The 11,239-nt window shown below is 37.7% G+C and carries 3 protein-coding genes; all 3 read left to right on the top strand.

Annotated features, from left to right (window positions below; genetic code table 11):
* Positions 1-2,052: 2,052 nt before the first annotated feature.
* The 3 genes from RMY64_RS23025 to RMY64_RS23035 all read left to right on the top strand — a co-directional run bounded on the left by RMY64_RS23025 (position 2,053) and on the right by RMY64_RS23035 (position 11,238).
* Positions 2,053-3,813 carry a fatty acyl-AMP ligase gene (locus tag RMY64_RS23025; RefSeq protein ID WP_322701218.1) on the top strand — a complete coding sequence of 587 codons (1,761 nt, stop codon included), beginning with the start codon at positions 2,053-2,055 and terminating at the stop codon, positions 3,811-3,813.
* A 129-nt stretch (positions 3,814-3,942) separates the two neighbouring features.
* Positions 3,943-5,415, top strand: coding sequence for an acyl-CoA-binding protein (locus RMY64_RS23030; protein ID WP_322701219.1), 1,473 nt, complete (start codon positions 3,943-3,945; stop codon positions 5,413-5,415).
* 603 nt (positions 5,416-6,018) lie between these two features.
* Positions 6,019-11,238: a polyketide synthase gene (locus tag RMY64_RS23035; protein ID WP_322701220.1), complete on the top strand. Its 5,220-nt coding sequence runs from the start codon at positions 6,019-6,021 to the stop codon at positions 11,236-11,238.
* Position 11,239 lies beyond the last annotated feature (1 nt).

Raw genomic sequence — 11,239 nt, forward strand, 5'->3', positions numbered from 1 at the left:
CGCACGGATCTAACTGAGAGGTGCGGGGAATAATATCCCCCATCGACTCAACCAAAACTACTTGCCTTTACATATGTGACTGTAACCATAAGTTTTGTGACTTACACCATAAGTTGTCCGCTACGGACAACTTATGGTTTCAAAAACGGACAGCTTATGGTGTAAGTCCCATTGTCGGTTTGCAGACTAAATGAAATTTGTGCAGACTAAGTGAAATTCTGTCGCAGACTAATTGAAAATGTGCTTTTGTAACCCTTATTATTCCGTAGCCCTCAGCGATCGCCCCTTACGAAATTTTTGCTCCAAACCCTTGTGTTGTAATGAATTGGAACGTTTTATGGCCATTTGGTGGAAAATTTCATTTAGTCTGCGAATTTAGGGGGAATTTTTCACTTAGTCCGCAAAAAAATTTCATTTAGTCTGCAACAAAGGTTGCTCAAACCCTTATTCTTGTGTGAGTTCGCAGATAAGATGAAATTTGAACAACGGAGCTATAGGGATTCCAGGCGACGGAATTTACGCATAAAGTGAAATCAATTGTAGTGTCTGGGTTTGAGCCAAATAGCCAATTCGCACATAAATTGAAATTTTCCGACTTTAATTTGACGACAGCCCGAATACTTTTAAAAGCGGACTTTTGAGGTGCGATGGAATTACGCCTTGCCCCAGGCGCTCGCTCCGTGCCATAAGTAGCCAAGTAGCTTGACTATAGAACATTTAGGAATTTAGGTCTAAATTATCATCAAGATTCAAGAAAATACCCTGATTTTCCATGATTAGATGCAAAATTTCACTTTATGCTCGAATTTCCTAGCTAGCTCAAAGCCTTGCTTCACAGTCGATTCCACTTTATGTGCAAATTGCAGTGGTTCAAACCCCTGTAACTTCGTTGTTCTAATTTCATCTTATCTGCGAACCCACACCACACCCTGATAAAACAGGCTTTTCAGTCTAAGTATGTTTTCAAGAATCAAATCGGAGCTCTATAGTAAAGATAAGTAATGCAAATGACAGGCTATAAACTTTATATCTTCATAGCTTGCAGCATTTTGAGAGATAAATTTGTTCATTAATTTTACAATTATTTACAATCAGCTAGTTGCATCTTAACTACTTTATCGGCAAGATAACTACAGTTCAGTCTTTTAATAAATCGGCTATTCTAGCGGAAAAAAATATGATAACCCTCTGCTGAGAAAGATAAATATTTCTTTACACCCATCACGAGCAACCACCTGTAAACAGGTTTCATCCCTCGGTTAACTTACTTTACGGGATTGTTAAGTGATTTTTTAATATTGCAGTCCCTCTAGTTTTGTCATACAAAATCCACTCAAGTTCTTAAGCAATTCTCATTAATGTTTTGTCTGAGCGGAACTTGACAAGACAAACAACTGTTTGTAATTCAACTTTAGATACTTTCGCTCTTAGCACCTTACTCATGCAGATATGTGCTAAATCTGACGATATGTAATTCATATTAGAGGAACAGAAGCTTTGGAAAGAATAGGGACAAAAGGTGTTTGCTCAGAAGCAGATGGTATTGAGCGATTCAACTATAGCGGTTCTCAATTGTATGGAATACAAACCCAACCCCTAGCCTTTCCCCACAAAGCTACGGGTGTATACACAAATCCTAAAATCTTTGCCTGATAAGATACAAGGCTTAGTAGGCGAGGTTTTGAACTGAGCAAGCTAATTATCAATAATGTCTGCTTATTGATAGAAGTTTAACGGAAAATCAAGGATTTTAAAAATAATTTTCCGTTCTTATATGTGTCCATTTGATTCCCAACTCAACTTGTGTATACACGGTAGTTCCACAAGGAAGAGGAGTAAGATTCAAAGGCTCTGTTCTTACAGGAAAGAAGTCAAAACTGTACTGCACGCAAGCGAGAACCGCTATATACATTGAGGCACCGAGTGTCTCGGTTAATGGAAAAAACCTCATCCTTTTCTAAATCGTTAGAAAACTACATTGGGGCATTTGGTATTTTGTACATTACTACAATGCATCATTACTTGTTTAGTACTACCATCGGGGTTACTGAAATGAGGAAAGTCTGTTTTTCTACGCTCCTATCTGTTCTTCGTGACAGAAGCTTATACAGTCCTGATAGAGTTATTTATACATTTCTAAAAGATGGAAAAACAGAAGTTAATAGTCTGACTTATCAAGAGATCGATCGACAGGCAAGAGCAGTTGCAGCTCAATTGCAAGTTTCAGGGTTGAAGGTGGGTGAACGAGCACTACTACTATACCCACCATGTTTAGAGTTTATTGTTGCCTTTTTTGGCTGTTTGTATGCTGGAGTTATTGCTGTTCCTGTATATCCCCCGGAAGGTAATCGAGCAAGTTTAAGGTTAGAGGCAATTTTATCTGATGCTCAAGCATCTATAGCACTCACCACTAGTTATACGCTGGTTAGTGTAGGACAACAAATAATTGACAACCCAAGTTTGGGAAGGCTGCAATGGTTAGCTACTGATGATTTGGATAAAGATATAGAATCTACTTGGCAGGATCAGAATTTGAGTGATGACACCTTAGCTTTTCTCCAGTACACATCAGGTTCTACTGGGATACCTAAAGGAGTTATGGTCAGCCATAAGAATCTACTAAACAATAGTGCTGATCTCGATCTAGGTTGGAAGCACACAGCAGAGAGTATTATGGTCTCTTGGCTACCTTTTTTCCATGATATGGGTCTCATCTATGGAGTAATTCAACCTCTATATAAAGGTTTTTCCTGTTATTTGATGTCCCCTATGTCCTTCTTACGTAAACCTTTGAATTGGCTAGAAGCAATTTCACACTTCAAAGCTACTCATAGTGCTGCTCCTAATTTTGCCTATGAGCTTTGTCTACGTAAGATTACACCAGAACAAAGGTCTACATTAGACCTCAGTAGCTGGCATATGGCTTTAAATGGTGCAGAACCAGTAAGAGCAGAAATACTCCAGCGATTTTCTCAGACATTTAAACCGTGTGGTTTTGATCTAGCTGCTTTTTGTCCTGGTTATGGTCTTGCTGAAGCTACTTTAAAAGTCGCTGCGGTACGTCGAGAAACTCCACCGACTTTCTATGAAATTCAAGCTGATGCTCTTTTACAAAATAGAGTGCTAGAAGTGAATTCATCTAAACAGAAAGCACAAGTGTTGGTTGGATGTGGATTTAGCGAGATTGATACAAAGGTTGTTATTGTTCATCCTGAGTTATTAACCAAATGTGCATCTGATGAAGTAGGAGAGATTTGGGTGTTAGGTTCCACTGTTGCTCAGGGGTATTGGAGAAAACCTCAAGAAACACAGCAAACCTTTCAAGCTTACCTAGGAGATACAAATGAGGGTCCATTTCTACGTACTGGTGATTTAGGGTTTTTAAAAGATGGAGAACTATTTGTTACAGGAAGGCTCAAGGATGTAATAATTGTTTGGGGCCGTAATCATTTTTCTCATGATATTGAATTAACAGTAGAACAAAGTCACATTGCATTAAGACGTGGTTGTGGTGCAGCCTTTGGATTAGAGATAGAAGGTGAAGAAAGATTAGTGATTGTTCAAGAAATAGAGCGGAGGTATCTGCAAACATTAAATATAGAAGAAGTTATTGGCAATATTCGTCAGGCAGTTATGACACAACATAATTTACCAATTTATGCTATTGTGTTAGTAAAACCTGGAAATGTTCCCAAAACTTCTAGTGGGAAAATCCAGCGTCGAGAATGCCGAACTAGGTTTTTAGATGGTTCTTTAGCATGTGTGAATCAAGTTGGAGAAAGTCTAAAAATTCAAAAAGAATTAGTTTCCTAAGATTTTAATTCACAATTGGATTTTTTAGTCCTAAGAGCTAGGTTGTTGTCAAGATTTTTAATGCCAATGCACATATAACTTACTAAGGCATTAAAAAATTCAGTAATACAAACAAGAAAGGAAAAGATAATGTACACACTTAATGAAGATCAAGTAAAAAATTTCCATGAAAAAGGATGGATTGGTCCTCTAGATATATTTACAGAGGCAGAAGTTGCTTCTGTAAAAGAATGTTTAGAATTTAATAGTACTATCAAAGTTGTAGATGAACAACCAATGATGATGTTCTATAATAATATAATGAACATTAGTACATCTCGTGATCTTCATCTATTCCATAAAGCAATAACTGATTTTTTCACGAGCCAAAAAATTGTGCGGTTATTAAATCAGTTGGGTGAACCAGATCTGTTAATGTGGCGTTCAAACGTTTTTTGCAAAATGCCAGGCGAAGGTGAGATAAAATGGCATCAAGTTTATGATTCTTACAATCCTACTGGTTACGATGAGGAAAAACCAACTCTAGTATATACTGAAGAAAAAGATTTTTTAAATCTCACCGTATGGGTAGCTTTGGATAATGCCACTATCGAAAGTGGTTGTGTGCATTTTGCTAATGGTACTCATAAACACAAGTTTGGACGTTTACAAGTGCCTGCGGAAGAAGGTATGTTTGCAGGTGTAAAAGTTCACAAAATGATTTGGCAAGGAGGAAAACAATATTCAGAAGTATTTGATTTTGATGCTAGTCAATGGGAAGTAGAAGCAGTACCAGCCAAACCAGGGCAGATCATCATTTTTACTGAGAGATGTATGCATTATTCTCCTGGTAATAGTTCCAATAAACGTCGCTTAGGTATTAATGCACGTTATATACATCCGAAGGTACAGATTTATCCTCATCGCTTAAAGGGTGATTTTTTTGATGAAAACTATCATAATATTGAAAGACATTTCTGTATTCTTGTCTCTGGACGCGATGATTATGGAATTAATCGTGTACGAGCCTGGAATGATTTAGATAAAACAGAAGTTGAATTTCAAAACATGACAAACTTAGTAAGGTTTGACCATGTTGAGCTACCAACGGGTAAGCAAAGAGTAGAAATTGATAGTTTATACCAACAAGCAATAGAGGGGGATTGTACTATTGAAGAACCAGACCCAATTTTACATGCACGTAAATACATTCAGTGGCAAGCATGGAAGAAGCTGGAAGGAATAAGCCGTATTGAGGCAATGCAAATGTATAGCAAATTAGTAGCTTCTTTACCACGTAAGCGCAGCCAGGTTACGACTCTAGATGAAGAAAATAATGATAATAATGGCTCTGTTAATGGGGCAAATCCTGGGGTAATAGAGATTCAAGAATGGTTAGTTGCTTACCTAGCTGAACTTTTGAAACAGGAACAGGAGCAGATAGATATTACAGCACCCTTTGATCGCTATGGTTTAGGGTCTCTTGATGCTACAAGTCTAATTGGAGACTTAGAAGCTTGGCTGGAAAGAGAACTTACTCCTACTCTGCTGTTTAATTACCCAACTATTCAAATTTTGGCTGAAAGTTTAGCTGGGAAAACCAATGTTTTGGTTAATGCCTAGATTGAGTACTGGCTCAGGTGAACTGTTGGAGGAATTTTTAAGTATTTTTCTTCACCTATATGGGATTTAGCCTATTGAGTTTTAGGAAGGAAGTAAATAGTACTTCCTTCTTCCCTCGGTCTGGTTAACAACTGGCATAAGTGAAGGAAAGAGAAAGTCTAGTCCTTTATTCAAGGGCATGACATGAGAAAGAATTTCTGTATGAAAATCAGGCGTTGCTGAATTAAGATATGAAAGTCAAAAATTCCATTTTTCAAACTCTTGCTCTTGCGTAAGATAAATTCATACTCAATACGATTCAATTAAACATTTCTTTCTTCTCTCGGTATCCTCTGCGCCTCTGTAATTCGTTAAGAAAATTGGTTTTTTCAAAGCATTTTAGCCTTAACTGAACCATATTTAATTCATACTTTCGTTCAGTAATGCCAAAAATGAATCGGCAAAATTGACCCAGAACCTGCCATCGTTTATCTAAAAAAGGTGCAAAAGCAATTTAAACGCGAGTTTAGATGTCTTTCTGTTAGGCTCCACAGTTTTGTCAATCACCCAGTAATTTTCGCTTTACTTACCATAAAAGAAGTAGATAAAATTGGGAGTTAAAAATTGAAACCTATAGCAATTGTAGGCATTGGATGTCGTTTTCCTGGAGCGAATAATTTAGAAGCCTACTGGCATTTGTTGAAAAATGGCGTAGATGCTATTGCAGAGATACCGCAAGCTCGATGGGATGTTGATGCTTTCTATGATCCAGATCCTACTAAACCTGGGAAAATGAACACTCGTTGGGGTGGTTTTTTAGATCATGTTTCCCTTTTTGACGCTAATTTTTTTGGAATTTCCCCTCGTGAAGCAGAAAGAATGGACCCCCAGCATAGGCTAGTGATGGAGGTAGCATGGGAAGCGTTAGAAAATGCTGGACTGTCACCAGATATTTTAGCAGGTAGTCAGACTGGAGTCTTTATTGCTATAGGTAATTACGATTATGGCTTGCTATTACGCAAAGATATATTTCGTACAGATGCCTATGATGGAATTGGTAGTTCTTTTAGTATTGCTCCTAACCGTCTATCATATTTCCTAAATCTTCATGGGCCAAGCATAGCTATAGATACTGCTTGTTCCTCGTCTTTAGTGGCATTAAATTTAGCTTGTCATAGTTTGGATAGGTTAGAATCTAATGTCTGTTTGGTAGGAGGAGTTAATTTAATTATTTCTCCAGAGTTAAACATTGCTCTTTCTAAAGCTAATATGATGGCCTCTGACGGCCGCTGTAAAACTTTTGATGCTAAAGCTGACGGTTATGTTAGAGGGGAAGGGTGCGGTGTAGTTGTACTTAAACTTCTTGCGGATGCAATCCGAGATGGAGATACAATTCAAGCAGTTATTAAAGGTATAGCAATTAACCACGATGGAATGAGCAATGGTCTGACAGCACCGAATAGCCCGTCTCAACAAATGCTGATTCGTAAAGCTTTAGAAGATGCTCAGGTAGCACCCGCGCAAATTAGCTATGTAGAAGCTCACGGTACTGGGACGCCTTTAGGAGATCCAATTGAAATTGAAGCTTTAAAAGCTGCATTGATGCCTGGTCGCTCTCTCAATCAACGTTGTTGGATTGGTTCTGTCAAAACTAATATTGGTCATTTGGAATCTGCCGCAGGAATAGCTAGTTTTATTAAAGTAGTACTTTCTTTACAACATAAGCAAATTCCTCCTAATTTACACTTAAAAGTATTAAATCCATATATTTCTCTAGCAAAAACACCTTTTTGTATTCCGACGGAGTGCCAGCCCTGGTCTGTTGATCAAGAAACCCGGTTAGCTGGGGTTAGTTCTTTTAGTATTGGCGGTACTAACTGCCATGTAATTTTAGAAGAAGCACCTTTGCTAACAAAGCCAACTAATGATGTAGAACGTCCTGTACATCTATTTACTCTTTCAGCAAAAAGTGAAGAGACACTAGATGAATGGGTGCTGCGTTATGAAAATTTTTTAATATCTCATCCTGAGATAGAACTGGCAGATATTTGTTTCACAGGGAATGTAGGGCGCTCGCATTTTGATCATCGTCTGGCTATTGTCTGTCAATCCACTACACATTTGCATGAGCAGTTAATTTTGTTAGCAGCTGATAAACATATCCCTGGAATTGTTAGCGGTCAATTGTCCAGTAAAAAATGCCCCAAGATAGCCTTTTTATTTACTGGTCAAGGGTCCCAACATATTGGTATGGGATATCAGCTTTATCAAACTAACCCTACTTTCCGGCAAGTTTTAGAACAATGTGATAAGACATTACGTCCTTACTTAGGTTTTTCAATCATCTCTATTCTTTTCTCATCGATTGATAAAAATCAGTTGTATAGAACAGAGTATGCACAACCCGCATTATTTGTCTTGGAATATGCTTTAGCAAAGCTTTGGCTTTCCTGGGGGATTATCCCTGATATGGTTATGGGTCACAGCTTGGGAGAATATGTAGCCGCCTGTTTTGCAGGGGTTTTTAGTCTTGAGGATGGGTTGAAACTGGTAGCCGGACGAGGGCGATTAATGCAATCATTACCAAATGATGGTGTGATGGCTGCGGTGTTTACAAATGCAAGTATAGTTGCAGAAATCATTACTTCTTGTGGGAATAAGGTAGTCATTGCCGGGGTAAATAGTCCGAGTAATACGGTTATTTCTGGTCTGAATGTTGATGTTGAGGAAGTATTACAGCAGCTAGAAGCAGCAGGTATCAAAACTAAGTTGTTAAATGTATCACAGGCTTTCCATTCACCTGCTATTGAGCCTATGCTTGCTGCTTTTAGCCAGGTTGCAGAACAAGTAAAATATGCCAAACCAAAAATACAGATAATTTCTAACTTAACTGGTCAGTTGGATAATGAAGCAATAACAACTTCTCAATATTGGTGTCGCCATGCACGGGAAGGTGTTCAGTTTGCTCAAGGAATGCAAACATTACATAGCTTGGGTATAAAAACATTTTTGGAAATTGGACCCAGTTCAACTTTAATAACTATGGGTCGTCAAAGTATTTTGGAAGCAAGCAGTGTTTGGTTACCTTCATTACATCCACAAATTGGGGAATGGCAACAGTTACTAAACAGCTTAGGAGAACTATATATTCGGGGTTATAAGATTAACTGGTTAGGTTTTGAGCAAGATTATCACCGTTCTCGACTTTCGATTTTACCAAATTATCCATTCCAGCGACAACGGTACTGGATTGAAGATAATTTAGAAAATTCTTTTCAGCTACAGCCTCAATTTTTGCAACTTTGGAATTCTTTAGTGCAAGCAGGTCGCGACCAAAGCTATAAAGGGGTTTTAGAATATAAGTTACCGACTGAGCAAAGACAAAATCAGTGTATGTATCAGTTGTGTATTAATTACATTAATTTAGCATTAAAAAAATTAGGGGCTTTTCGTCAAGATAAAGCTTATACTCTGGCTGAATTAGTAGACAGATTGGCTATTCGCTCTAGTTATAAGCAATTAGTTGCTAGATGGTTAGATGTATTAATAGAGAATGGACAATTACAAAAGCAGGGTGAATACTACATTAATTTTTCACCTATTCAAAGTAACAATTTTGAAGAATTAGTAGAGGAAGTTAGAAATCAATGGGAAGGTACGCCACAATTAGTAGAAATTATTCAGCGTTCTGGGGAACATCTGGCAGAAATACTGATTGGAGAGGAGGATATTAGAGCTTTGCTCTTTTCTGGCGGTTTTTTAGATATTATGGCAAGTCTTTATCAAGAGACTCAATTTTCTAGCTATTACAATGCTATAGCTAGGGAAGCTATACAAGCCGTGATTAAAACTTTATCGTCGAATACTAGCATAAGGATTATAGAAATCGGTGCGGGGACAGGAGGAACAACTTCATGGTTATTACCAATTTTGCCGATGCATCGAAGTACATATACATTTACAGACGTTTCTACCCTATTTTTAAATAAAGCTACTAAAAAGTTTCATAAATACCCGTTTGTTAAATATAGTTTACTGAACATTGAACAGTTACCTCAAAATCAAGGTTATGAAAGGCATAGCTATGATATAGTTCTGGCAGCAAATGTTCTTCATGCTACTCGTAACCTTGAAGAAACGCTACAAAATGTAAAGTCGCTTTTAGCCCCTGGAGGAATTTTATTAGTTTGGGAAGTTACTCAGCCTTTGTTATGGTTTGATGTAGCTTTTGGAGCACTGGTACAGCCGATTGAGGATGAAGAACTCAGACAAAATCAGCCGTTTATCTCGGTATCCCAATGGCAGAACTTATTAAAGGCTCAAGGTTTTAGCCAGGTTGAAGCTTTTCCTGAATCAGGTTTTGAGACTGAGGTTTTGGGGCAACATATATTAGTTGCACAAGCGCCAATATCCACAGAATCAAGCCTTGCAGCTTTTACAATGCCAATGCCCGTAAAGATTAATCAAAAATTTTCTATAAATAATCTTGGCTCACCAATAGCAGATTTAGCTCCGGAGACCCATGTTTTGCTAGGTAATAGGCTACATTCAGCCTTGCCAGATGTTCAATTTGAAACTTATTTGAATAAACATTCATTTCCCTACATCAAGAATTCTCCGGCTTTTGGAAAGATAATATTGCCAGCTTCTGTACAGTTAGAGATGTGTTTGAGTGCTGTGATTGAGACTTTTGGTGTAGACATAAAAGTTTTAAATAATATTACTTTTCAAGAGATTTTGAGCTTATCGGAGGGGGAAACTAAAGTTATACAATCAATTTTAAGCCAGACGGAGAAAGAAAAATTTTCTTTCCGGATTTACAGTGTATCAGCTCCTGTTGAATCAAAATTATCCAGATGGATTTTAAATTGTATTGGTGAGTTTGATAATTCACTCCAAACAATTAAAGAACTCCAACAACAGAAAATGAATTTTGAAGAAATTCAGGGTCAATGTTCAGAGGAAGTACTTAATGTTGAGCTTTATCAAAATTATCTTAATCAAACTTTACAATATTATGAAGAGACTGCCTTAGAAATTCAGGCTTTATGGCGAAAAGATAATGAGGTTTTGTCATTGTTAAGTCTACGACCAGAATTATCTACAACAGTAGACAATTATTATATACATCCAACCTTACTTGATGGCTGTATTCAGCTTGCTGGTGTGGATTGGTCAAAACCAGTAATTCGTGTGATAGCTGAAAATATCCATATTCCTACAGCGGTTAATGAAGTCCAATTTGACCATAAACCTGGAGCAAAAATTTGGCTCCATCTAGTTTTGCGATCACCTTACACCTCATCTAATGAAATAGTAACAGCAGATTTACATTTATTTGATGAAGATAAACAGTTTGCAGCCTCACTCATTGGTCTACATTTACAGCCTGCACACACTCAGAAACCTGAGCTTGTCCGTCAATTGGAAGCAGCTCTACCAAGTCATCGCTCAGAAATTTTAAGTCGTGCTATTTGTGCGGAACTTGCAGAAGTACTAAATTTAAGTACACCTTCTGAAATTCCTGAGCATAAAGGTTGGTTTGAAATGGGCATGGATTCTCTGACAGCAGTTGAATTTAAAAATCGGCTGGAAGTGAGTTTAGGTCAACGTTTGCCTTCGACTCTCACTTTTGACTACCCTAACACTGAAGCCTTGATTCATTATCTAATTAAGAAAATATTTTATTGTGGCTCTTCCCCGGTTACTATGCTTAAGCCGCAGCTCGCTAATACTGACCAGCAAAATATAGCGATCACAGATGCAGAGATTGAACAGCTTTCTGAAGATGAACTAGTTACATTACTTGCCGAAGAATTAGCCCATCCTACGGAAATCAATTGAG

The sequence above is a fragment of the Nostoc sp. DedQUE08 genome (genome assembly GCF_034530895.1).
Classification (GTDB): Bacteria; Cyanobacteriota; Cyanobacteriia; order Cyanobacteriales; family Nostocaceae; genus Nostoc.

Excerpts from the sequence above, each read along its gene's own strand:
- RMY64_RS23025 (WP_322701218.1), top strand. The coding sequence starts at position 2,053 with ATGAGGAAAGTCTGTTTTTCTACGCTCCTATCTGTTCTTCGTGACAGA.
- RMY64_RS23030 (WP_322701219.1), top strand. The coding sequence starts at position 3,943 with ATGTACACACTTAATGAAGATCAAGTAAAAAATTTCCATGAAAAAGGA.